Source organism: Streptomyces cinnamoneus (genome assembly GCF_002939475.1).
Lineage (GTDB): Bacteria > Actinomycetota > Actinomycetes > Streptomycetales > Streptomycetaceae > Streptomyces > Streptomyces cinnamoneus_A.
The window spans coordinates 6,150,054-6,173,468 of sequence record NZ_PKFQ01000001.1; the positions used below are offsets into that span (position 1 = coordinate 6,150,054).

At 73.9% G+C, this 23,415-nt stretch carries 16 protein-coding genes and 1 riboswitch; of the genes, 6 read left to right on the forward strand and 10 right to left on the reverse strand.

Going from position 1 to position 23,415, the window contains the following annotated elements:
* Positions 1 to 16: 16 nt before the first annotated feature.
* Positions 17 to 1,441 (reverse strand): APC family permease, encoded by a 1,425-nt coding sequence (locus CYQ11_RS26995; protein WP_240003254.1) that lies wholly within the window; start codon positions 1,439 to 1,441, stop codon positions 17 to 19.
* Positions 1,442 to 1,749: 308 nt separating this feature from the next.
* A riboswitch (cobalamin riboswitch) is annotated at positions 1,750 to 1,966 on the forward strand.
* 31 nt (positions 1,967 to 1,997) lie between these two features.
* On the opposite strand from CYQ11_RS26995, the gene nicT reads away from it, so the two are divergent.
* Complete coding sequence (gene nicT / locus CYQ11_RS27000) at positions 1,998 to 3,110, forward strand: Nickel transporter NicT (RefSeq protein ID WP_099198395.1); 1,113 nt, start codon at positions 1,998 to 2,000, stop codon at positions 3,108 to 3,110.
* Positions 3,111 to 3,122: 12 nt separating this feature from the next.
* Here nicT and CYQ11_RS27005 read toward each other — a convergent pair whose 3' ends face one another.
* From CYQ11_RS27005 to CYQ11_RS27015, 3 genes are all read right to left on the reverse strand, one after another.
* Positions 3,123 to 3,317 carry a hypothetical protein gene (locus CYQ11_RS27005; protein WP_099198266.1) on the reverse strand — a complete coding sequence of 65 codons (195 nt, stop codon included), beginning with the start codon at positions 3,315 to 3,317 and terminating at the stop codon, positions 3,123 to 3,125.
* 94 nt (positions 3,318 to 3,411) lie between these two features.
* The gene (locus CYQ11_RS27010; protein WP_104651103.1) at positions 3,412 to 4,551 is read right to left on the reverse strand and encodes a sensor histidine kinase; all 1,140 of its coding nucleotides are present in this window, start codon (positions 4,549 to 4,551) and stop codon (positions 3,412 to 3,414) included.
* Complete coding sequence (locus CYQ11_RS27015; protein WP_099198267.1) at positions 4,544 to 5,275, reverse strand: response regulator transcription factor; 732 nt, start codon at positions 5,273 to 5,275, stop codon at positions 4,544 to 4,546. The genes CYQ11_RS27010 and CYQ11_RS27015 overlap by 8 nt, the downstream gene beginning before the upstream one ends.
* A 162-nt stretch (positions 5,276 to 5,437) precedes the next feature.
* On the opposite strand from CYQ11_RS27015, the gene uvrA reads away from it, so the two are divergent.
* On the forward strand, positions 5,438 to 7,867 hold the full coding sequence (gene uvrA / locus CYQ11_RS27020) for an excinuclease ABC subunit UvrA (RefSeq protein ID WP_099198268.1): 2,430 nt from the start codon (positions 5,438 to 5,440) through the stop codon (positions 7,865 to 7,867).
* A gap of 14 nt (positions 7,868 to 7,881) precedes the next feature.
* On the opposite strand, the gene CYQ11_RS27025 is transcribed toward uvrA, so the two are convergent.
* Entirely contained in the window at positions 7,882 to 10,413 is a 2,532-nt protein-coding gene (locus CYQ11_RS27025; RefSeq protein ID WP_099198269.1) for a tetratricopeptide repeat protein, read from the reverse strand.
* A 429-nt stretch (positions 10,414 to 10,842) separates the two neighbouring features.
* Between CYQ11_RS27025 and CYQ11_RS27030 the strand changes: the two genes are divergently transcribed.
* Together CYQ11_RS27030 and CYQ11_RS27035 are read left to right on the forward strand one after the other, a co-directional pair.
* Positions 10,843 to 12,027: an FAD-dependent monooxygenase gene (locus tag CYQ11_RS27030; protein WP_099198396.1), complete on the forward strand. Its 1,185-nt coding sequence runs from the start codon at positions 10,843 to 10,845 to the stop codon at positions 12,025 to 12,027.
* 35 nt (positions 12,028 to 12,062) lie between these two features.
* Positions 12,063 to 12,926, forward strand: a complete 864-nt coding sequence (locus tag CYQ11_RS27035; RefSeq protein ID WP_099198270.1) for an Fpg/Nei family DNA glycosylase — start codon at positions 12,063 to 12,065, stop codon at positions 12,924 to 12,926.
* 75 nt (positions 12,927 to 13,001) lie between these two features.
* Here CYQ11_RS27035 and CYQ11_RS27040 read toward each other — a convergent pair whose 3' ends face one another.
* Positions 13,002 to 14,444, reverse strand: coding sequence for an amino acid permease (locus CYQ11_RS27040; protein ID WP_099198271.1), 1,443 nt, complete (start codon positions 14,442 to 14,444; stop codon positions 13,002 to 13,004).
* A 92-nt stretch (positions 14,445 to 14,536) separates the two neighbouring features.
* The gene (locus CYQ11_RS27045; protein WP_099198272.1) at positions 14,537 to 16,885 is read right to left on the reverse strand and encodes a GH92 family glycosyl hydrolase; all 2,349 of its coding nucleotides are present in this window, start codon (positions 16,883 to 16,885) and stop codon (positions 14,537 to 14,539) included.
* Between the two features lie 213 nt (positions 16,886 to 17,098).
* On the opposite strand from CYQ11_RS27045, the gene CYQ11_RS27050 reads away from it, so the two are divergent.
* Positions 17,099 to 17,797, forward strand: coding sequence for a (2Fe-2S)-binding protein (locus tag CYQ11_RS27050; RefSeq protein WP_099198273.1), 699 nt, complete (start codon positions 17,099 to 17,101; stop codon positions 17,795 to 17,797).
* 49 nt (positions 17,798 to 17,846) lie between these two features.
* Here the strand turns inward: CYQ11_RS27050 and CYQ11_RS27055 are convergent, their stop codons facing one another.
* The 3 genes from CYQ11_RS27055 to CYQ11_RS27065 all read right to left on the reverse strand — a co-directional run bounded on the left by CYQ11_RS27055 (position 17,847) and on the right by CYQ11_RS27065 (position 20,004).
* Positions 17,847 to 18,353, reverse strand: coding sequence for a GNAT family N-acetyltransferase (locus CYQ11_RS27055; RefSeq protein WP_099198274.1), 507 nt, complete (start codon positions 18,351 to 18,353; stop codon positions 17,847 to 17,849).
* A 53-nt stretch (positions 18,354 to 18,406) separates the two neighbouring features.
* Entirely contained in the window at positions 18,407 to 19,165 is a 759-nt protein-coding gene (locus CYQ11_RS27060) for a hypothetical protein (RefSeq protein ID WP_099198275.1), read from the reverse strand.
* 218 nt (positions 19,166 to 19,383) lie between these two features.
* Positions 19,384 to 20,004: a helix-turn-helix transcriptional regulator gene (locus CYQ11_RS27065; protein WP_240003243.1), complete on the reverse strand. Its 621-nt coding sequence runs from the start codon at positions 20,002 to 20,004 to the stop codon at positions 19,384 to 19,386.
* A gap of 123 nt (positions 20,005 to 20,127) precedes the next feature.
* On the opposite strand from CYQ11_RS27065, the gene CYQ11_RS27070 reads away from it, so the two are divergent.
* A complete protein-coding gene (locus tag CYQ11_RS27070) occupies positions 20,128 to 23,325 on the forward strand; it encodes a bifunctional cytochrome P450/NADPH--P450 reductase (RefSeq protein WP_099198277.1) in 3,198 nt (1,065 codons plus the stop codon).
* The last annotated feature ends 90 nt before the right edge of the window (positions 23,326 to 23,415 follow it).

Consider the following 23,415-nt stretch of genomic DNA (forward strand, 5'->3'; position numbering starts at 1 on the left):
CGGCCGCGCCGCCGCGTCAGGCGGGTGCCGGTTTCCGCTCCCCGGGGTCCGCGCCGGCGTCGGGATCGGCCGTACCGGGGCCCGCCGCACCGGCCTGGAGGTACTCCTCGCTGATCTCCCGCGGCCCGAACGGCCACACCTTCTCGTACGCCGCCCACAGCACGAACGCCACGCACCCCGCGCCCACCCAGGCCAGCGACCACTCGATGGGGTGCCGGCCCGGCGAGTTCTCGTCCGCGTAGCCGTAGATGACCAGCCAGCCCACCAGCGCCACCAGGCTCGGTAGCGGGTAGAGCCACATGCGGTACGGCCGCCGCAGCCCCGGCTGCCGGCGGCGCAGCACGGTCACGGCCGCGATCTGGGCCAGCGCCTGGACGAGGACCATCACGGAGGTCAGCAGCTGGATCAGCGTGGCCAGCTCGGTGTGACGGCCGATCAGGAAGCCGACGGAGCCGATGACCCCCAGGGTGACCAGCGGCAGCACCGGGAAGCGGTGCTTGGGGTGCAGGACGCCGAACGGCCGGAAGAAGACCTTCTCGCGGGCGGCGTCGTAGGGCACGCGCGAGCCGCCGAGCAGCCCGGTGAAGAGCGAGGCGAAGGCGGTGAGGAGGATCAGGACGGTGACGGCGTCCGCGGCCCCCTTGCCCCACGTCTTCTCCAGCACGGCGGAGGCCACGGACGTGGCGGCCGTCGAGTCCTGGTCGAGCATCTCCTGCCAGTCGACGACGCCGAGGGTGCCGATCTGGAGCAGCAGGTAGATGCCCATGATGCCGAGGATCGAGAAGACGATGGCCCGCGGCAGGGTGCGTCCCGGGTCCTTGATCTCGGCACCCATGTAGGCGGCGGTGTTGTAGCCGCCGTAGTCGTAGATGCCGATGGTCAGGCCCGCCGCGAAGCCGATCCAGAAGTGATTGCTCGTCAGCTCGAAGGCGTGGGAGGGGTAGGTGAAGGCGCGGTCGGGGTTGAAGTGGGTGAAGGCGGCGACGATGACGAGCAGGACGGCGGTGATCATCACGCCCCACAGCACGGCGGTGATGCGGGCGATGTTCTCCACCCGGCGCCACAGCAGCGCCACGACCACCGCGATGAGCGCGAGGCCCGTCACGTCGCCCTGCGTCCGCGTCATGTCCGGCCACAGGTAGGCGAGGTACTGGACGAAGCCGATCACGCCGGTCGCCATCGCCAGCGGGATGAAGAGCATCGCCGTCCAGACGAACAGGAACGGCATCAGCTTGCCGGTGCGGTACTGGAATGCCTGCCGCAGGTAGACGTAACTGCCGCCCGCGCCCGGCAGCGAGGCCCCCAGCTCCGCCCACACCAGCCCGTCGGCCAGCGCGAGCAGCGCCCCCGCCACGAAGCCCAGGACGGCCTGCGGCCCGCCGAAGGCGGCCACCATCAGCGGGATGGTGACGAAGGGTCCGATGCCGCACATCTGGCTCATGTTGATGGCGGTGGCCTGGAACAGGCCGATGCGGCGCACGAACGTCACGTCCCGCTCCGGCCCGGCCGGGTCCGCGGGCGGGTGCTCTCTGTCCGGCGTGTCTGCCATGGCGGTCAGCCCCTCTCGTCGTCCCTGCACTCGTAGCACCGGCCGGCCGGCCGCGTCCATCACCCGGCGGGTGTCGTCCGTGCCCGACCCGGGGCCGCACGGCCTGCGGGGGCCGTGCGGACGTCCGGCGAGGGGCCGCCGGGGCTTGCTGCAAGGAAGTGGCACTTGCCACTTCTTTGTTCCCGTGGCCGGTCAGAGCGCTAAGGTGGCCCGGCCGTGGTGCTCGGGAAGACCGGTGCGGACCCTCGTGGTCCGAGTCCGGAGCGGCCCTCGCCACTGTGATCGGGGAGTTCTCGTCCCACCCGGGCGCCGCGTGCGGCGCCCGGAGCCACTGGCAGCACCCAGCTGCTGGGAAGGCGGGACGGGCGCGCTGTACGACCCGTAAGCCAGGAGACCGGCCACGGCATCTCACGAGAAGATCCACGAGGTGCTGGAGCGTGACCCGCAGATGACCCTGCCCACCAAGACCCCCGCCGCGGCCGCGCCCGAAGGCCTGCCCGCCTTCCGCTGGCGCCGCCAGGACACCGTGCGCACCGCCGGCCTCCTGGCCGTCATAGCCGCCCTGCACGTCGTCGCCTTCGGCGTGCTCTTCCTGCTGGTCGTCCCGAACCACTACACCGTGGACTCCAAGGTCTTCGGCGTCGGCCTCGGCGTCACGGCCTACACCCTCGGCATGCGGCACGCCTTCGACGCCGACCACATCGCCGCCATCGACAACACCACCCGCAAGCTGATGGCCGACGGCAAGCGTCCCGTCTCGGTCGGCTTCTGGTTCGCGCTCGGCCACTCCAGCGTGGTCGTCGTCATGGCGGCCCTGGTGGCCGGGGGCACCCACATGGCAGGGGTGCTGATGGACGAGGGGTCCGCCACCCACCAGACGCTCGGAGTGGTCGGCACGACCGTCTCCGGCGGCTTCCTCTACCTCATCGCCGCCCTCAACCTCGTCGCCCTCGCCGGCATCCTGCGCGTCTTCCGCGCCATGCGTGAGGGCCGCTACGACGAGGCCGAGCTGGAGGAGCACCTCGACTCGCGGGGCTTCATGAACCGCCTCCTGGGCCGCTTCACCCGCTCCGTCTCCCGCCCCGGCCAGATGTATCCGCTGGGCTTCCTCTTCGGCCTCGGCTTCGACACCGCCACCGAGGTCACCCTGATGGTGATGGCGGGCAGCGGCGCGGCCGCCGGCCTGCCCTGGTACGCGATCCTTTGCCTGCCGCTGCTGTTCGCCGCCGGCATGAGCCTGTTCGACACGCTCGACGGGACGTTCATGAACTTCGCCTACCAGTGGGCGTTCTCCAACCCCGTCCGCAAGGTCTACTACAACCTCACCATCACCGGTCTGTCCATCGCCGTGGCCTTCCTCATCGGCACGATCGAGCTGGTCGGCGTCCTGCACGAGAAGCTCGGACTCCACGACCCGGTGAGCGGCTGGATCGCCGCGCTCGACCTCGACAACGTCGGCTTCGTCATCGTCGGGCTGTTCGTCGTGGTGTGGGCGGCGGCGCTCGCCTACTGGCGGCTGGGGAAGGTCGAGCAGCGCTGGGCGGCGCGCACCTCCCGCTGAGCCCGCCCGGGGTCAGGGGTGCTCGCACCTGCGGTGCGCGCACTCCTTGCGCACGCTGATGACGGGCGGGCTGTTCCCGGCGGGCTCCTCGGTCACCACCACCAGGGCGGGCCCGCCGCAGGACAGGCACACCCGCGACGAGGGCTCGCGCTCCCGGTCGATCGTCGCGGCGATCCTGCGCAGCGGGTCGGCGTCGGTGTCGGACATGGCCCATCCCGTTCCCTCGGCGGTGCTCGCTCTGCCGGAGCGTGGACGCATCGTCGCGCACGGGCCCTGATCACGTCAGCGCCTTGACGACCGGTCACCCGTCCGGGAGCGCCGCCCCTCCGGTGCCCGCGGGCAGCGTGATCTCGAAGCGGCAGCCACCGGGCACGTTGCGCACCGTCGTGCTGCCGGCGTGGGCCCCGACGATGCCGCGGACGATGGCTAGGCCCAGACCCGCGCCCGGCGGGGTCCGGGCCTGCGAACCGCGCCAGCCCGTCTCGAAGACGCGCGGCAGGTCCTCCTCCGGGATGCCGCCGCAGCCGTCCGTGACCGACACGACGACCGTGCCCCCGTCGCCCTCGCCGCACCGGGCGGTCACCGTCACCGTGCCGCCGGCGGGCGTGTGCCGGACCGCGTTGACCAGCAGGTTGCCCAGGGCGCGGGTCATCTCCTTGCCGTCCACCACGACCGTCGCGGCGTCCACCGCGTCGCCGGCCAGCCGGACGCCGCGTTCGCGGGCCACCGGCCCGATGCCGGTGAGGGCGTCGCCCACCAGGTCGTACACCGACGTGCGGACCGGGTGCAGCGGCAACGCCCCGGCGTGGATGCGCGAGAGCTCGAAGAGGTCGCCGACTATGGCGTCCAGCCGGTCCACCTCGACGCGGATCTGCCGGAAGTAGCGCCCGGGGTCCTCGGCCACGCCGTCCTCCAGCGCCTCGGACATCGCACGCACCCCGGCCAGCGGCGTGCGCAGGTCGTGCGAGATCCAGGCCACGAGCTCACGCCGCGAGGCGTCGAGGGCGCGTTCGCGCTCCCGCGACTCGGCCAGCCGGGCGCTGGTGGCCGCCAGCTCCCGCGAGAGCGCGTCCAGTTCGGCCGTGGCCCCGCCGTCGGGGGCCGCGAAGGAGCCGCCCTCGCCGAACGAGCGGGCCGCACGGGTCAGGGCCGCGCTGCGGGCCACCACCCAGCGCCCCAGCAGCAGCGCCGTGGCGAGCGAGACCACGGCGGCCGTCGCGCACACGGTCGTCACGACGCGCAGGTCGTGCGCCGACAGGAACATCGCCCGCGCCACGGCGAGCGTCCCGGCCAGCATCGCCGTCACCGAGACCACGGCCACCACGGCGAGGGAGACCACGACCGAGCGGCGGCGCAGGACGCGCAGCGCGAGGGCCCCCAGCAGACCCGCGACGGCCGCCCCGAGGAAGGCGAAGAGGACGATGAGCAGCACGTCACGCACGGCCTGCCGCCTCTCCCGGCCCCGCCGCGAAGCGGTAGCCCACGCCCCACACGGTCTGGATCAGCCGCGGCCGGGCCGGGTCGTCCTCGACCTTGGCGCGCAGCCGCCGGACGTGCACGGTGACCGTCGACAGGTCGCCGAACTCCCAGCCCCACACCTCGCGCATCAGCTCCTCGCGCCCCAGGGCCCGCCCGGGCTGGCGCAGCAGGAAGGTCAGCAGGTCGAACTCGCGTACGGTGAGGGCGAGTTCGACGCCGTCCTTGGTCACGCGGCGCGCCGCGGTGTCGAGCGTCAGCCCGGCGGCCCGCAGCGGCGGCGCCGGGGGAGGCGGGACGGCGGCAGCGGCCGCGCGGACGCGGCGCAGGACGGACTCGACGCGCAGCACGAGCTCGCGGGGTGAGAACGGTTTGGTGACGTAGTCGTCCGCGCCCACCTCCAGGCCCAGGACGCGGTCGTCCTCGTCGCCGCGCGCCGTCAGCATGATCACGGGTACGGGGCCGTGGTCCCGGCGCAGTCGCCGGCAGACCTCCAGGCCGTCCACGCCGCCGGGCAGCATGAGGTCGAGGACGACCAGCGCGGGCCGCTCCTCGGCGGCCCGCGCCAGGGCCGTGGGCCCGTCGGCGGCGCGGGTGACGGCGAAGCCGGCCCGCTCCAGGTAACGGGTGACCACTTCGGCGACGGTCGGGTCGTCGTCCACGACCAGGACGGGTGCGGCGGTGTACATGCGGCCAGCTTGGCATCTCCTCCTTTCCGCCCGGCGCGGTGCCGGCCCGCGGCTCTGCGCACGGCGGTCCCGGCCGGGGACCTGCCGCGGTTCCCCGAAAGGGACACGACCGGGGAACATAAGATCGGCCCGCACCCCTGCGCCGACCCGCGGAGAACCCCGATGCACGACCCGGCAGCGCGGCCGGAGGCCCGGCCGCACGACCCCTACGTCCGCGTCCGCGGCGCCCGCGAACACAACCTCAAGGCCGTCGACGCCGACATCCCCCGCGACGCCCTCGTCGTCTTCACGGGCGTCTCCGGCTCCGGCAAGAGCTCCCTCGCCTTCGGCACCCTCTACGCCGAGGCCCAGCGCCGCTACTTCGAATCCGTCGCCCCCTACGCGCGCCGCCTCATCCACCAGGTCGGCGCGCCGAAGGTCGAGGAGATCAGCGGGCTGCCACCCGCCGTCGCACTGGAGCAGCGCAGGTCCACGCCCACGTCGCGGTCGTCCCTGGGCACCGTCACCACCCTGTCCAACTCCCTGCGCATGCTCTTCTCCCGTGCCGGCAGCTACCCCGAGGGCGCCGTGCGGCTGGACTCCGACGCCTTCTCGCCCAACACCGCCGCCGGCGCCTGCCCGGCGTGCCACGGCCTGGGCCGGGTCCACGAGGTCACCGAGGAGTCCCTCGTCCCCGACCCGTCGCTGTCCGTCCGCGACGGCGCGATCGCCGCCTGGCCCGGCGCGTGGCAGGGCAAGAACCTGCGGGACATCCTCGACACCCTCGGGTACGACGTCGACCGGCCCTGGCGGGACCTGCCGCGGGAGGACCGCGACTGGATCCTGTTCACCGACGAGCAGCCCGTCGTCACCGTCCACCCCGTGCGCGAAGCCGACCGCATCCAGCGCCCGTACCAGGGCACGTACATGAGCGCCCGCCGCTACGTGCTCCACACCTTCGCGGACTCCAAGAGCGCCGCCCTGCGCGCCCGCGCCGAGCGGCACCTGGTCAGCCGGGACTGCCCGGTGTGCGCGGGGCGCCGACTGCGCCCCGAGGCGCTGGCCGTCACGTTCGCCGGGCACGACATCGCCGCCCTGGCCGCCCTCCCGCTGGCCGCGCTGGCACGGACGCTGCGCCCGGCCGCCCGCGCGGGGGAGGGCGCCGCCACGGCCCTCGCGCGGGACCTGGTCGCCCGCATCGAGGTCCTCACCGAGCTGGGCCTGGGCTACCTCAGCGTCGACCGGCCCACCCCCACGCTGTCCTCCGGCGAGCTCCAGCGGCTGCGGCTCGCCACCCAGCTGCGCTCGGGCCTCTTCGGTGTCGTCTACGTCCTGGACGAGCCCTCCGCCGGGCTGCACCCGGCGGACAGCGCCGCCCTGCTGACCGTGCTGGACCGGCTCAAGGCCGCGGGCAACTCGCTGTTCGTCGTCGAGCACCACATGGACGTCGTGCGCCGCGCGGACTGGATCGTCGACGTCGGCCCCGAGGCGGGCGAGCACGGCGGCCGGGTGCTCTACAGCGGCCCCGTCGCAGGTCTCGCGGACGTCGCGGAGTCGGCGACGCGCCGGTTCGTCTTCCCCGACGGGGCCGCGCCCGCCGCCCGTACGCCCCGCGAGCCCTCCGGCGTCCTGCGGCTGCGCGGCGTGACGCGTCACAACCTGCGAGGCCTCGACGTGGACTTCCCCCTCGGCGTCTTCACCGCGGTGACCGGCGTGTCGGGTTCGGGCAAGTCGACCCTGGTCGGCCAGGGCCTCGCCGACACCGTCGCCGCGCACCTGGACGGCGGGGAGCCCGTGGGGAAGGCGGACGGCCTGGAGGCCGTCCACCGGCTCGTCAAGGTCGACCAGAAGCCCATCGGCCGCACCCCGCGCTCCAACCTCGCCACCTACACCGGCCTGTTCGACGCCGTCCGCAAGCTGTTCGCCGCCACGGACGAGGCCCGGGCCCGGGGCTACGGCGCCGGGCGCTTCTCGTTCAACGTCGTCGGGGGCCGCTGCGAGGTCTGCCAGGGCGAGGGGTTCGTCGCGGTCGAGCTGATGTTCCTGCCAGGGATGTACGCCCCGTGCACCGCCTGCGGGGGCGCGCGGTACAACCCGGAGACCCTGGAGGTCACCCACCGGGGCAGGACCATCGCCGAGGTCCTCGACATGACCGTCGACGCGGCGGCCGGCTTCCTGTCCGACGTGCCGGCGGCGCGGCGGAGCCTGCGCACGCTCCAGGACGTCGGGCTCGGCTATCTGCGCCTGGGCCAGCCCGCCACCGAACTGTCGGGCGGCGAGGCCCAGCGGATCAAGCTCGCCGCCGAGCTCCAGCGCACCCGGCGCGGGCACACGCTCTACGTGCTGGACGAGCCGACGACCGGGCTGCACCCGGCCGACACGGAGGTGCTGCTGCGGCAGTTGCACGGACTGGTGGACGCCGGCAACACGGTCGTGGTCGTCGAGCACGACATGGCCGTCGTGGCCGGCGCGGACCACGTGATCGACCTCGGCCCCGGCGGGGGCGAGGAGGGCGGGCGCGTCATGGCGGCCGGCGGCCCCCGCGAGGTGGCGCGGGCCGCCGGGAGCGCGACGGCACCCTACCTGGCGGAGGCGCTGGGGCGGGCCCGCTAGGGGGCCGGGCGGCGTCACCCGGGGGCCGAGTACCAGTCGAACTCGTGGCCCATGAGCCGGTACGTCTGGCCCGGCTTGATCAGCGCCCAGTCGTAGTCCGGCATGTTGTCCCAGGACCGCTGGAAGTCCGCGAGCGCCTCCTGCGTGCGCTGCTGGGCGCAGTACACCGCGCCGCGCCGGGCCAGCGCCCAGTCGTTGTCCGGCTGGATGCGCAGGGCGTGGTCCAGGTCGCGCAGCGCCTCCACGAACCGGCCCTCGCGCCGGTGGACCTCGCCGCGCCCCGCCAGGCACCAGTCGTAGTCGGGGCGCAGGTCGATGGCCCGGGTGAGGTCGGCGACGGCCTCGTCGTAACGTTCCAGGAGCCGGTAGGTGGCGCCGCGCACCGCGTGCGCCCACCACGAGTCCGGTTTGAGGCGCAGGGCGTGCCCGCAGTCGGCGAGGGCCAGGTCGTAGTCGCCGATGTACCGGTGGGCGGAGGCCCGCCCGATGAACAGCCGGGAGTCGTCGGGCCGGTGTTCGAGCGCGCTGGTGAAAGCGGCGCGCGCCTCGTCGAGCTGGCGGGTGGCGAGGTAGGTCCAGCCGCGTTCGGCGTGGGCCCAGTGGAGTTCGGGCCGGATCGCGACGGCCCGCTGGAGGTCGGCCAGCGCGTCGCCGTAGCGTTCCATCAACCGGTGCGTGGCGCCCCGCCCGGCCAGGGCGGCCGGATCGCCGGGCGTGAGCTCCAGGGCGCGGCTGAAGTCCGAACGCGATTCGTCGAGGCGGCCCATGGCGCGGTGGAGGGCGCCGCGGCCCGTGAAGACGCGGGGGCAGGTCGGATCCAGCTGGAGGGCCTGGCGGTAGTCCGCGAGGGCTTCCTCGGCGCGCCCGGCCCTGCGGTGGCGCTCCCCCCGGGCCACGAGCGCCGCGACGCGCCCGGCGGTGTCGAGGCCGGGTTCGGCCAGCAGGGTGTCCAGGGCGGGGACGGCGTCGGCGCGTTCGTCCGGCAGGACCGCAAGCAGGCGCTGTCCGAGACTGCGGGCGGCCTCCAGGCCGGCCGCCTCCCCGGCCTGTGCCAGCATGTCGGCGCAGCGCCTGATCCGGGCCGGCTCGCAGGCGCAGGCGTCGACGAGGAAGCGCGCGGTCGTACGGAGGAAGCTCTGGGGGAAGGCGCACAGGTGGTGGTACCGCTCCTCCAGGGCGAACTCCACCCAGCGGTCGTCGGCCCACCGGTCCTCCGGGGGCAGGGTCTCCTCCAGCCGCAGGCGCCACTCCTCGAACGCGCCGGCCAGCGCCCGGTGCCGGTCGTGCCAGCGTTCGGGCGACCGGTTGCGCTCGTCGCGCAGGAAGGCCGCCCGGATGGGTTCGTTGTACTGCCAGATGCCGCCGTGGTCGGTGACGAAGGGCAGGGTGCGGAGCCAGCCGGAGAAGACGGCGGCCTCCGGTTCGACCGCCGCCCGGTACACCTCCTCGTCGAGCCGGCGGGGGACGGCGCACGCCCGCACCGCGGCCCGCCGGACGGGGTCGTCGATGTTCTTGAGGACGCGCTCGACCGTGGCGCCGCTGACGTCGGCGCTGTGCGGGTCGTCGGGGCCGTTCTCGGCCATCAGGGCCACTTGCCGGGGCAGTCTGCCGGACTCGCGCAGGATCACGCCGACGCTCAGCTCGTCGGTGATGCCCTTGGCGGCCAGCAGCTGCCGGGCCTCCGCCTCCGTGAAGACGTCGAGCGGCAGGTGCTGCACCAGGCCCAGGTGGTCGCCCCAGCCGGCGTAGCTGAGCGGCTGCTGTCCCGCGAGGGCGACGACGGTGTTGGCGGGGAGCTTTCCGTGGACGCGGCTCAGGAGGAGTTCGCGCAGCCAGTCGTCGAGCACCGGCGCCGTGCACTCGTAGTCGTCGAAGAAGAGCACCACCCAGGGCCGGCGGGCCGCGGCCTCACGGAGGTCCTCGGCGAAGAGGGGGGTGAGCGTCTTCTCCGGGGACATCACGAGTTCGACGTCCTCACGGTTGTGGAAATGGCCGCCGAGCCATTCCCGCAGGCGGTCCGTGGCCTGGGCGACCTCGGCGGCGTCGACCGCCCCGGCGACGAAGCCGATGCCGGGCACCAGCGCCAGCGACGCCAGCCCGATCCGCGCCGCCACCCGGCTCGTCGCCGAGGGGGCGCCGTCCTGGGGGCCGCGGCCGTCCCGGGTGCGGTCCACGGGCCGGCCGGGTGGGGGATGCGCCGAGTGGTAGAGGGCCTCCGCCTCGTGCAGCTTGCGGCGGTAGGCGGTGAGGAGGGCGTCGAACTTCCGCAGCGGGAAGCCCTGCTGCGCCAGTTCCGCGCTGACGGTCTCCATGGCGTCGACCACACTGCGGACGGAGTCGGAGACGCACGCCGTCAGGGCCCGCTGCGCCCGTGCGCCACTGATCAACTGCTGGAGCAGGAAGGTCTTGCCCACTCCGCTGTCGCCGTGGAGGTGGAAGACGAACCGGTGAGAGGCGTCGTCGGGCGGCTGGCGCAAGTTGTCCTGAAAGCAGGCCAGCTCCGCCTGCCGGCCGACGATCCCCGAGCGGTGTTGACGAGCGATCAATTCCTGTAGCGAAACGCCTTGCTCTGGCATCGAATCCCCCGAGCCGTGCCCACCCCGGTCTGCTCCACCCAGTGCCGCGACCCAGTATGCGCGCCGGGACGAACCGTGGCGGACGCAGGTAAGCACCCCGTGTTCCCTTCCGGAGCGCGAGGGGTGCGGGAAGGCGCGCGGGCGGGGACGAGCGCCGGAGAGTCCGCCGGTGCTCCCCGGCGGACACGGGGACCACCCCCCGACCCGCCCCCCCCCGAGGGACGGCGTCACGTCGGGAAGCCGTCGCGCCGCCGCCGGGGGAGAGAGCGAGTTCCGGCCATCACCCCGGCTCTGGACGTGCCGCACTCCGTCTGGTTACGTCGTGAGCAGATGTTCGACCGGGCGATCGGTGATTCCAGCGATCAGGCGTTCGCATTCGACGTATCGGGACGGAGCACCATGGCCCATGCCCTGATCATCGGTGGTGGCATCGCGGGGCCCGTCACGGCGATGGCCCTCCAGCGGGCCGGCATCGGATCCACCGTCTACGAGGCGTACCCGAGCGGCGCCGACCACGCCGGGGCGTTCCTCGTCCTGTTCGCCAACGGGCTGGAGGCCCTGGCGGTCATCGACGCCGACCGGACCGTTCACGACCGCTCCTTCCCCTCCGGCACCGTCGAGTTCCTCAGCGACACGGGCGGCACGCTCGGCACCCGCCCCCTCGCCGGCTCCGCCGGCGGGCCCCGCCCCCGCACCCTCCCGCGCTCCGCCCTCTACCGGGCCCTGCGCGACGAGGCCACGCGGCGCGGCATCCCCGTCGAGTACGGCAAGCGCCTCGTCGCCACCGGCACCGGCCCGCGCGGCACGGTGACGGCCCTCTTCGCCGACGGCAGCCGCGCCGAGGGCGACCTGGTCGTGGGCGCCGACGGCATCCACTCCCGCACCCGCACCCTGCTGGACCCCACCGCGCCCCGCCCCCGCCACACCGGCCAGCTCACCGTCTGCGGCCGCACCCGCGACACCGGCCACCCGGCGCCCCCGGACACCTACCGGATGATGTACGGGCGACGGGGCTTCTTCGGCTGCGCCACCGCCCCCGACGGCACGACGTACTGGTTCGCCAACATCCCCGGTCCCGAGGTGCCGAAGACGGCGCTCGCCGCGCACACCCCCGACCAGTGGCGCCGCCGCGTCACCGAGACCTTCGCGGACGACCGCACGCCCGCCGCCGCCATCGCGGCCGCCACCGGTCGCGACATCGTCGGCATGAATGTCTACGACCTCCTCTCCACTCCCGTCTGGCACGACCACCACACCGTCCTCGTGGGCGACGCCGCCCACGCCACCGCGCCCAACGCCGCCCAGGGCGCGTCCATGGCCATCGAGGACGGCGTCGTCCTCGCCCGCTGCCTGCGCGACCTGCCCGCACCCGACCGGGCCTTCGCCGCCTACGAGCGGCTGCGGCGCGAGCGCGTCGAACGGGTCGTCGCCATGAGCGCCGCCCTGGCCGGGCGGGCGGCCCGCACCGCCGAGGAGCGACGCGCCCGCGACGCCGAGGTGGCGGCCCGCACGGCCGGGAACACCGGGGGCGGCACGGACTGGCTCACCGGCTACCGCGTCGACTGGGACGCCCCGGTGCGCTGACTTGCCGCCGCGCCCCGCTGCGGCAGACTTGAACCATGCCCGAGCTGCCCGAGGTCGAGGCCCTCGCAGGCTTCCTCACCGAGCGCCTCGTCGGCCGTACCGTCGAGCGCGTCCTGCCCGCGGCGGTCAGCGTCCTCAAGACGTACGACCCGCCGCTCGGCGCGCTGGACGGGCGGGAGGTCACGGCCGTGCGCCGGTACGGCAAGTTCCTGGGCCTCGCCACGGGGGACGGCCCCCACCTGGTCTTCCACCTCGCCCGCGCCGGCTGGCTGCGCTGGCGGGACACCCTCCCCGACGCCCCGCCGCGCCCCGGCAAGGGGCCGCTCGCGCTGCGGGTGCGGCTGGCCGGAGGCGGCGGCTTCGACCTCACCGAGGCGGGCACCCAGAAGCGGCTCGCGGTCTACTGCGTCCGCGACCCCGCCGACGTCCCCGGCATCGCCAGGCTGGGCCCGGACCCCCTCGCGCCCGAGTTCACCCTGGAGGTCTTCGCCGGGCTGCTGAGCGGCGGGCGCCGGCAGCTCAAGGGCGTCCTGCGCGACCAGGGCGTCATCGCCGGCATCGGCAACGCCTACTCCGACGAGATCCTGCACGCCGCCCGCATGTCGCCCTTCAGACTCGCCGCCGGCCTGACCGAGGAGGAGACCGCCGTGTTGTACGAGGCGCTCGGCACGACGCTGCGCGAGGCGGTCGAACGCTCGCGCGGGCAGGCGGCCGCCGACCTGAAGGCGGAGAAGAAGACGGGCCTGCGGGTGCACGGGCGGACGGGGCAGCCCTGTCCGGTGTGCGGGGACATGATCCGCGAGGTCTCCTTCAGCGACTCCTCGCTGCAGTACTGCCCGACCTGCCAGACGGGCGGCAAGCCGCTGGCCGACCGGCGGTTGTCGAAGCTGCTGAAGTGAGCCGCGCGCCGGGCGGAGGCGGCCGCGGCCCGGACGGGGCGCGGGCTCCCGGCGCCGCCCGTGCCTCCCGTCCCGTCAGTCCCGCGGAATCCCGCGCTCGTCCGCGTGCGCCAGCTCCGAGTGCCGGTAGGAGTAGGCGAAGTACACGACCAGGCCGATCACGAACCACACCGCGAACCGCACCCACGTCTGCCACGCCAGATAGGTGATGAGCCAGATGGACGCGACCACCCCGAGGCCGGGGACGACCGGCACCCACGGGCAGCGGAAGGAGCGCGGCAGGTCCGGGCGCCGGTAGCGCAGCACGATCACGGCGGTGCACACCACCGCGAAGGCCAGCAGGATGCCGATGTTGGTCAGCTCGGCCGCCTCGCCGATCGGCACCAGCCCGGCGATGGCCGCCGACGCGAAGCCGACGATCCAGGTCACCCGGGTCGGCACGTGCCGTGTGGGGTGGGTGTGCGCGAACCACTTCGGCAGCAGCCCGTCGCGGCTCATCGCGAACCACACGCGGGTCACCCCGAGCATGAAGGTGAACATCACCGTCAGGATGCCGATGATCGCACCGACCGCGATGACGTCGGCGATCCCGCCCAGCCCGACCGACTTGAAGGCGGTGGAGAAGCCGCTCTCCTTGTCGATGTCCTTGTAGTTCTGCATGCCCGTCAGCACCAGGCAGGCCAGCACGTACAGCACCATCGACACGGCCAGCGAGTACATGATCGCCCGGGGCATGTGCCGCTGCGCGTCCTTCGACTCCTCCGCGGCCGTGGACATGGCGTCGTAGCCGAAGACGGCGAAGAAGACCGTGGCCGCGCCCGTGAACGCGCCGCTGACGCCGAAGGGGAAGAAGGGGGAGTAGTTGGCGGTGTTGATGTGGAAGAAGCCGACGACGATCACCAGCAGGACCACCAGGACCTTCAGGCCCACGACGATCGTCTCGAACCGGGCCGCGTTCTTGATGCCCATGGTCAGCAGGTAGGCGATCAGCAGGCACAGCACCGCCGCGAACAGGTCGATGCGGTGCCCGTCGCCCGTCCCCGGGGCGCCCAGCATCCAGTCGGGCAGCTTGGCGCCCATCTCGCCGAGCAGGAAGTCGATGTACCCCGAGATGCCGATGGCCACGACCGCGACGATCGCCGTGTACTCCAGCAGCAGGTCCCAGCCGATGAACCAGCCGCCGATCTCGCCGAGCACCGCGTAGCCGTACGTGTAGGCGGACCCGGCCCGGGGGATCATGCCCGCGAACTCGGCGTACGAGAAGGCCGCCGCCGCGCTCGCCAGGCCCGCGATCAGGAACGAGACCAGCACCGCCGGGCCCGCCTTGCCGTTGGCGATGGTGCCGGCGAGGCTGAAGATGCCGGCGCCGATGATGCCGCCGACGCCGATCGCGGTGAGCTGCCAGAGGCCGAGCGTGCGGGTCAGGTGCTCGCCGTGCGCCTCCGTCTCCTCGGCCTCCTCGATCGTCTCGATCGGTTTGCGGCGCAGTACGCCCTGACCAACCCGGAGCCCGGCCATGCCCTCGTCCTCTCGTCGTTCGTGACGATCGCGGTCATCATGGCCGAGCCGGGACGGTGACGGAAGCCGCCGCCCCGCTCGGAGCGCGGGGATCAGCCGATGGCGGGCGGCGCGGCCCTCTCGCCCGTGCCCCAGCCCGACGGTTCCCGCCCCACGGTGAAGTCCAGCCGCCGGCCGTCGCGGATCTCCCGGGTCGTCAGGTACGTGCGGTCGTACGCGTCCCCGCCGAGCCGCACCGAGCGGACGTACCGATCGGTGTCCGAGGTGCCCGGCGCGGTCACCGTGAAGCGGCCCCCGGGGTACCAGCGCCGGTCCAGGCGCAGGTCGACCCGGTCGAAGACGGGTGTGCTCAGCCCCCACAGGTCGGTGCCCGGCCGCACCGGGTACACCCCGATGGACGACAGCACCATCCACGCGGACATCGTGCCCATGTCGTCGTTGCCGGTCATGCCGGTGGGGGAGTCGGTGAACAGCGTCAGCGCCGCGTGCACCACGTCCGTCGTCTTCCACGGCTTGCCGGTGGAGAGGTAGGTGTACGGCGCGATGAGGTCGGGCTCGTTCTGCGGGTTGTACTTGTCGGCGTTGTAGTAGTCGTACGGGCCGTGGACCCACACCTCGCGGGCGGTGCGCGCCGGGTCGGCGAGCAGCCGGTCGTAGGCGAAGAAGGAGTCCAGCCGCCTGTCCGCCGCGGCCCGGCCCCCGATCAGCCGCACCAGGCCGGGCAGGTCCTGCGGCACCAGCCACTGGTACTGCCACGCCGTGCCCTCGTGGAAGCCGGGGCTCCGCGCCGGTTCGGCGGACCCGGTGAACGCGCCCGAGGCGTCGCGGGGGCGGAAGAAGCCGGTGTCCGGGTCGTAGAGCCTGCGGTAGTTGTGCGACCGGGCCTCGTAGCGGTCGGCGTCCGCGCGGTGGCCCAGCGCCCGGGCCATCCGTGCGAGCGCGCCGTCCGCCAGCGCGTACTCGAGCGTCGCGGAGGCGCCCTCGTGGAAGTCGGAGTCGCCGGGCTTGCGCCGGGGCCCGGACGGCAGGTACGGGACGAAGCCGTCACGGACGTACTGGGCGTTGCCCTCGCGGCCGACGTACGGCGAGCTGGCCGGCGGAACGCCGTCCGCGTTCTTCTTCAGCGCCCGGTAGGCCTCCTCCTCGTGCCCGGCCAGCAGGCCGTGCTCGAAGGCGTTGGTGAGGTACGGCGTCACCGGGTCGCCGGTCATGATGTTCGTCTCGACCGTGCCGTACCCCCACTTGGGCAGCCAGCCGCCCTCCGCGTCGATCCGCAGCACCGACAGAGCCATGTCCCGGGACTCGCCCGGCGCGAGCAGGGCGAGGAGCTGGGCCTGCGTGCGGTAGGTGTCCCACAGCGACCAGTTCTGGTAGTAGGTGAAGCCGCTCGCGCGGTGGACGCGCTGGTCCCAGCCGGTGTAGCGGCCGTCGACGTCGCTGCCGATGTTGGGTGCCAGGAACGAGCGGTACAGCGACGAGTAGAAGGTGCGGCGCAGCGTCGGGCCGCCCCCCTGGACGGTCACGTCGCCCAGCCGGCGCTCCCACGCCGCCCGTGCCGCGGCGGCCGTGCGGTCGAAGCCGGCCTCCTCGGCGCGCAGATTGCGCTCGGCGCCGGCCGCGTCGACGTAACTGAGGGCCGTCGTGGCCTCCACGTCCCGGTCGCGGGTGGTGTCGAACCGCACCCACGCCCCGTTGCGCCCGGCCGAGGCCGACGTGCGCGACCCGGCCGTGACGTGGTCGCCGTTCCAGGTGCCGTAGGAGGCGAAGGGCCGGTCGAAGCGGGTGAGGGTGTGGAGGGTGTACGGGCGGGTGTCCTGGCAGAAGCCACGGCCGGTGATGGTGGTGCGCACGGTGCGGTCGTCGACGACCTCGACGCTGGTGGAGACGGTCTTGTGCAGCGACTGGCCGGCGTTGAGGAGGACATTGGCCTTGTCGGTGGCGGGGAAGGTGTAGCGCTGCCGTCCGGTGCGGGCGGTGGCCGTCAGCTCGGCGGTGATGCCGCCGTAGGAGGCCAGGCGCACGCGGTAGTAGCCGGGCCGGGCGCTCTCGTCCCGGTGGCTGAACCCGGCGGCGTAGCGGGCGTCGTCCGTCTGCGTCACCTCGCCCGTGGTCGGCAGCACCGGCAGGTCGCCGCCGAGGCGGCAGCCGACGCCGGACAGGTGCACGGTGCTGAAGCCGCGGATCTGGCCGTCCTTGTAGTCGTAGCCGGTGCTGTGGCCGGTGTCGGGGGACAGCTGGACCATCCCGAAGGGGACGGCGGCGCCGGGGAAGGTGTTGCCTTCGTTCTGGGTGCCGATGAAGGGGTTCACCAGGCCGGTGAGCGCCTGGGCCGCGGGGGCGGCGGGCGCCCGGGGCACGAGCGCGGTGGAGCCCAGCACGGCGGCGAGGGCGAGGGCGACGACACCGGTGCGGCGCAGCGGTGGATGTACGGTCCGTCTCATGCGTCCACGCCCCTTTGGCGACAACGGTGTCCGCGCAGAGGGTTGCGTGGGGCGTACAGGGAGTCAAGGATGCGACGGATGGTGGGCGTGGTGTTCAGGTCACGTTCCAGCGACCATAGAGCCCGAATGTCCGTCCGGGCCTTGACGGGTGCCGTCGGACTCCACCGGACCCCGTCGGAACCGGTGGGAACCAGTCGAGGGGAACGGCCGCCCATGCGCTTGTCCGAAACCGCCTCCGTGGGGCCCTTCTTCGCCCTGCGCACCGACGACGACGCGGGAGCGGACGCCCACGGCTTCCTCCCGCTTGGCGAGGAGGCCGTACGGCTGCGGGTGGCGACCGTCGCCGAGCGGCTGGGGACGGCGGACCGGCGGGTCGCGGCCTCCATCGCCTTCCAGGGCGTCGCCGGACGCCTGCTGTCGGTCCCGCTCGCCTCCGCCGTGCTGACCGGCTCGGTCCCCGACCTCGCGGACGGCCGCCTGCGCTGGCACCCCGGCGCGACCGCCCCCGACGACCTCCTCCTGCCCCGCCCGGCCGCACTGCCGCCCACGGCGGAACCGGCGGAGCAGGCGGCACAGATCGCGGCCACCGTCCTGCACGGCCTGCTGGCCCCCCTGATGGACGTCACCCGCACGGTGACCCCCGTCTCCCCGCGGCTGTTGCGCGGCAACGCCGCCTCGTCCCTCGCCGGCTCCCTGCGCGTCCTGCACACGTGGTGCGGGGCCCGGGGCCGCCACCGGGAAGCGGCCCACGCGGTCGCCGTCGCACGGTCCCTGCTCACCGACCCGCTGCTCCACGACACGGGCACCCTGCGCACCGGCGGCGCTCCGTCGTTCACCCGCCGGTCGTGCTGCCTGTACTACCGGGTGCCGGGGGGAGGGCTGTGCGGGGACTGCGTGTTGCGGGGGCGGTAAGGCGGGGCGCCGCCGGCGCGGCTGCGGCCCCGTACCGGTGCAGCGTGGATCACAAAGCCCGGCGCATGCACGCCCGGGGCCACCGGTCCAATCCATGGGCCGCCTCGCGCCGGCGGATCTCCCGCAGCCCGGGAGTGAGCTGGTCGTCGTCCAGAAGCCGGAATCCGCAGCGCGCGTAGTAAGGGGCGTTCCACGGGACCTCGGTGAACGTGGTGAGGGTCAGCGCGGGCACCCCCTCGCTCGCGGCGTGATCCGCCAGGTGGTCCAGCAGGGCCCGGCCGAGGCCGCGGCGCGCGCTGCCCGGGTGCACCGACACCTGCTCGACGTGCAGGTTGCCGTCGACCCGGTCGGCGACCAAGTAGGCGACCGGGTCGTCGGCGTCGTCGGCCGCCACCCAGGCGAGCCCCGCCTGGTGGTAGCGCCTGAGCTCACCGAGCGGGAACGGCTCGTCATGGGCGATCTCCGGCATGCCGACGTCCAGGAAGCACTGCCCGGCGGCCCTCTCGATGTCCTGGAGGAGGGACAGCTCGTCCAGGCGCACTGCTCGCATACGCATAGACGCATTGTCCAGGGCCGACCGGGCGATGCCACCGGTTAACGGCGCGCGGCTCAGTGGTAGGGAAAGGGCCAGTGCGGGTGCTCCCAGCGGGCAAGGCCGGTGAGGCGGAGCAGCTGTATCCGGTCGAGCAGTTCCTCGCCGACGCCGTGCGCTCGCAACCGGGCGGTGCCGTGGGTGACCAACCAGGTGGCGAGTGCGGTGCGCATCTCTTCCTCGTTCTCCCAGGCGTCCCACGGGAGTTCGTCGCACAGCATGTCGTCCTGCCACCGGTCCGCCGTCTCGGCCAGGTGCTGGTCGGCCACGGGGCCCCTCGCGTCCTCCCAGGCGGTGAGCCACGGGCTCATCGTGGCGGAGGCCTCGGCGCAGAAGGTGAGGACCTCGTAGGCGGGTACGACGGGATCCGGTTCAGTGAGGGTGTGAGCCCACCAGGCGTGCAGGAACTCCCATACCGCCGCGCTGTGCCGTGCGGGCCACCGTTGCCAATGGCCGCGGGCGAACGATCGTGCGGCTTCCTCCAAGCCGTAGCCCGGCTCGACGAGCCCCCTGACGAGAGCCGTGGAGAACTGGGGCAGGACGCGGCGCAGCACGGCGCCGTGGTCCTTCCAGTCGACGGCCTGCCAGGTGCGCCGCAGGAGGTCGGCGTCCAGCCGCCCGTCCGGGGCCTTCGGCTGGGCGAGCTCTTCCGCGCTGCCCCAATGGCACGCGCAGTTGCTTTCGTCAGGTCGGGCGGTCATACCGCGGAAGGCGACGGTCAGGCCGTCCAGCGCGCGGTCGAGCCGGAGTCGTGCGGGAGTGACGTCGAGGTTCATCGTGGACACGGCCTTCGAAGGACTCCGGTCGGCTTCCGGCAACCGAAGGTCAGCACCTTACCGGTCCGAGCCTGCATCGTGGCGATGGCTCCCTCGCTCGCAGCGCTCCGGCGACGGCCCCACCGCGCCCCACCCGCCAGCGCACGAGACCGTACAGCCCGAGCCGGAACCCCGGACCGGCCTGGTGGGGCGAAGCCCCGGAAGAAAGGGGGGCCCGTTCACGCCCCCACCTCCGGGGGCCACCGCCCCGGCACCAGGACCCCCAGCACGTACGCCTTCGCCACCAGCGCCGTCCGGTTCGGCACCCGCCAGCGTCGTGACAGCCGCCCCAGGTGGTAGTTGACGCCGTCCACCGTCAGGCCCACCGCCTTGCCGATCGCCGCCGTCGTCGACCCCGCCGCCGCCAGCGCCAGGATCCGGCCCTCCACCTCGCTCACCCCCACCACCGGCGCCGGCTCCGGGGCCTCCCGCACCCGCAGGACCGCCAGCAGCATCGGGTACGTCCGCGTCGGCTCGCCGACCGGGTCGACCAGCAGTTCGCCCTCCCGCAACGCGTCGCCGTGGCCCGCCGGCCAGCACACGTCGATGGTGTAGCGCGAGCGGTTGCCCAGGCGCAGCGCCTCGGTGAGCCGCTCGATCTGCTCGGCGGCCCGGGGCCGGAACAGCTCCAGCAGGTTGCGGCCGCGCACCTGCCCCGGGGCCATGCCCCACTCGGTGGCCATGGCCGGATTGGCGACCGTCACCTCCCCGTTCGCGTGACAGATGGCGATCGGGATCGGCAGCCGGTCCAGCAGGGCGATGAAGTGGTTGCGCCACGCGCCGTACTCGTCACCGCTCACCACCACACCCCCGTCCTCGGAACCGGTCAGCGCCCGCGCGCAAGAGCGACGCGCCGCGGGCCACTGCACAATCATGCAGTTCCCCCGCCCGGCGGTCCGGTCCGGGGCGGCCACGCTGAAGACATGACCCACGTCACCGAGGCCCCCGTGGCCGCCATCCCCGTCGTCGACATCTCGGCCGTCGGCGCGAGTGACACCCCGCTCCAGCAGATCATGCGTCTGGCCCGCCGGCACGGTCCCGTCTTCCGCCGCCGGCTGCACGGCGTGGACCGGCTCTTCGTCACCTCCCTGGACCTGGTGACCGAGCTGGCCGACGAGGAGCGCTTCACCAAACACGTCGGGCCGGCGCTGGAGAACGTCCGGGAGTTCACCGCCGACGGGCTCTTCACCGCCTACAACCACGAGGCCAACTGGGCCAAGGCCCACGACATCCTGCTGCCCGCCTTCGCCCTCGGCTCGATGCGCGCCTACCACCCCGCCATGCTCCGGGTGGCCCGCCGCCTCACCGGCTCCTGGGACGCCCGCCTGGCGGAGGGCGGCCCCGTGGACGTGCCCGAGGACATGACCCGCATGACGCTCGACACCATCGGGCTCGCCGGATTCGGCTACGACTTCGAGTCGTTCGCCCGCGACGAACCGCACCCCTTCGTCGGCGCCATGGTGCGCTGCCTCGACTGGAGCATGAACAAGCTCGGGCGCGACCCCGACGCCGACCACAGCGCCGAGGACGCGGCCTTCCGTGCGGACGCCGCGTTCCTCGCCGGCGTCGTCGACGACGTCATCGCGGCCCGGACCGCCACGGGTGAGCAGCGCACCGACGACCTCCTCGGCCTCATGCTCGGCGCCCCCCACCCCGCCGACGGCACCACCCTGGACGCGGCCAACATCCGCAACCAGGTCATCACCTTCCTCATCGCCGGACACGAGACCACCTCCGGCGCCCTCTCCTTCGCCCTCCACCACCTCCTCAAGGACCCCGTCGCCCTGCGTCTCGCCCAGCGCGAGACGGACGAACTGTGGGGCGACGCCGAGGACCCCGAGCCGACCTTCGAGGACATCGGGCGGCTGCGCTGGATCCGGCAGGTCCTGAACGAGGCGCTGCGGCTGTGGCCCACGGCCGCGGCCTTCGCCCGCGAGGCCCGTGAGGACACGCTGCTCGGCGGCCGCTACCCGCTGCGCGCGGGCGAGGGCGTCACCGTCCTGACCCCCCTGCTGCACCGGGACCCGGTCTGGGGCGACAACCCCGAGCTGTTCGACCCCACCCGCTTCGCCCCCGAGGCGGAGGCGGCCCGCTCACCGCACGCCTACAAGCCCTTCGGCACCGGAGAACGCGCCTGCATCGGCCGCCAGTTCGCCCTGCACGAGGCGACCATGCTGCTCGGCCTGCTCGTCCACCGCTACCGCTTCCTCGACACCACCGACTACCGGTTGCGCGTCAAGGAGACCCTCACCCTCAAGCCCGACGGCTTCACCCTCTCCCTCGCCCGCCGCACCGCCGCCGACCGGCTCGCCCTGCGCACCGCCCTGCGCGGGCCCCGCCCGGTCACCACGGACGACCGCACACCCGCCGCCGACGGGAGCGCGGCCCTGCCCGCCCGCGCCCGGCAGGGCACCGGCCTGCTCGTCCTGCACGGATCCGCCTACGGCACCTGCCGCGACCTGGCCCGCGACCTCGCCGACGAGGCGGCCCGGCTGGGCTTCGACGCCACCGTCGCCGCGCTGGACGAACGCGTCGGCGCCCTTCCGCACGAGACCCCCGTCGTGATCGTCGCCGCCTCCTACAACGGCCGGCCGACGGACGACGCCACGGACTTCGCCGCATGGGCCGAGCACACCGCCGCCCCAGGCGCCGCCGAGGGAGTCCACTACGCCGTCCTCGGCGTCGGCGACCGCAACTGGGCCGCCACCTACCAGCGCGTCCCCACCCTCCTCGACGAACGGCTCGCCGCTCTCGGCGGCACCCGGCTGCTGCCCCGCGCCGCAGCCGACGCCTCCGGCGACCTGACCGGCACCGTCGAGGAGTTCACCCGCGCACTGCGCCACGCCCTGCTGGAGCGCTACGGCGACCCCGACGCGAGCGCGGAGCCCGCCGAGGACGCCGCCGACGCCCCCGCGTACACCGTCACCGAGGTCACCGGCGGACCCCTGGACGCGCTCGCCGCCCGGCACGACGTACGGCCCATGACGGTCACCGAGGCCCACGACCTGACCGCACCCGGCCATCCCCGCACCAAGCGCTTCCTGCGGCTGGCCCTGCCGGACGGTGTCGCATACCGCACCGCCGACCACCTCGCGGTCCTGCCGGCCAACGACCCCGCGCTGGTCGAGCGCGCCGCCGGGCTCCTCGGCGTCCACCCGGACACGGTCCTCTCCCTGCACCCGCGGCGCCCCGGCCGCGACGCCCTGCCCGTCGACCGGCCGCTGACCGTCCGCGAGCTCCTCACGCACCACCTGGAGCTCCAGCAGCGCCCGACGGCCCGTCAGCTCGCCTGGCTGGCCGACCGCAACCCCTGTCCGCCCGAGCAGGCCGCCCTGAGGGCCGTGCACGCCGACGACCCGCGCACCGTGCTCGACCTGATCGAGGACCACCCCGCCCTGCGGGGCGTCCTCGGCCCGGCCGCCCTCCTCGAACTCCTGCCGCCGCTGCGGCCCCGGATCTACTCCGTCTCCTCCTCCCCGGCCCACAGCCCCCGCCACATCGACCTCATGGTCTCCGTCCTGGCGGCCCCCGCCCGCTCCGGCCGGGGCGAGTTCCGGGGAACAGGCTCGAACCACCTCGCGGGGCTGCGGCCCGGGGACACGGTGTGGGGCCGCGTCCAGCCCTGCCGCCAGTCGTTCCGCATCGACCACCAGGACACGGCCCCGCTGCTGATGGTCGCCGCCGGCACGGGACTGGCCCCCTTCCGCGGCGCGGTCGCCGACCGCCACGCCCTCGCCACGGCCGGCGCCGGCCTCGCCCCCGCCCTCCTGTACTTCGGCTGCGACGCCCCGGACGCGGACTTCCTGCACGAGGACGAACTCCGCGCGGCCGAACGCGCGGGCGCGGTCTCGCTGCGCCCGGCGTTCAGCGAACGCCCGGGCGAGAGCGGCCCGTTCGTGCAACACCGCATCGCCGCCGAGGGAGACGAGGTCTGGTCCCTCCTGGAGGCCGGCGCGCGGGTGTACGTGTGCGGTGACGGCAGCCGCATGGCCCCGGGGGTACGTGCGGCACTGCGCGACCTGTGCAGCCGCCGGACGGGCGTCGACGCCGCGGGCGCCGACGCGTGGCTGCGCCGACTGACGGACGCGGGGCGGTACGTGGAGGACGTCTACGCCGGATAGGGAGCCGCCGGCGCAGCAAGTGGCAGACCCTGCCTTTTCCGTCGCGCCCGGCGCGAGGAAAAGGCAGGCCCACTACGCTTTGTGAAGCCC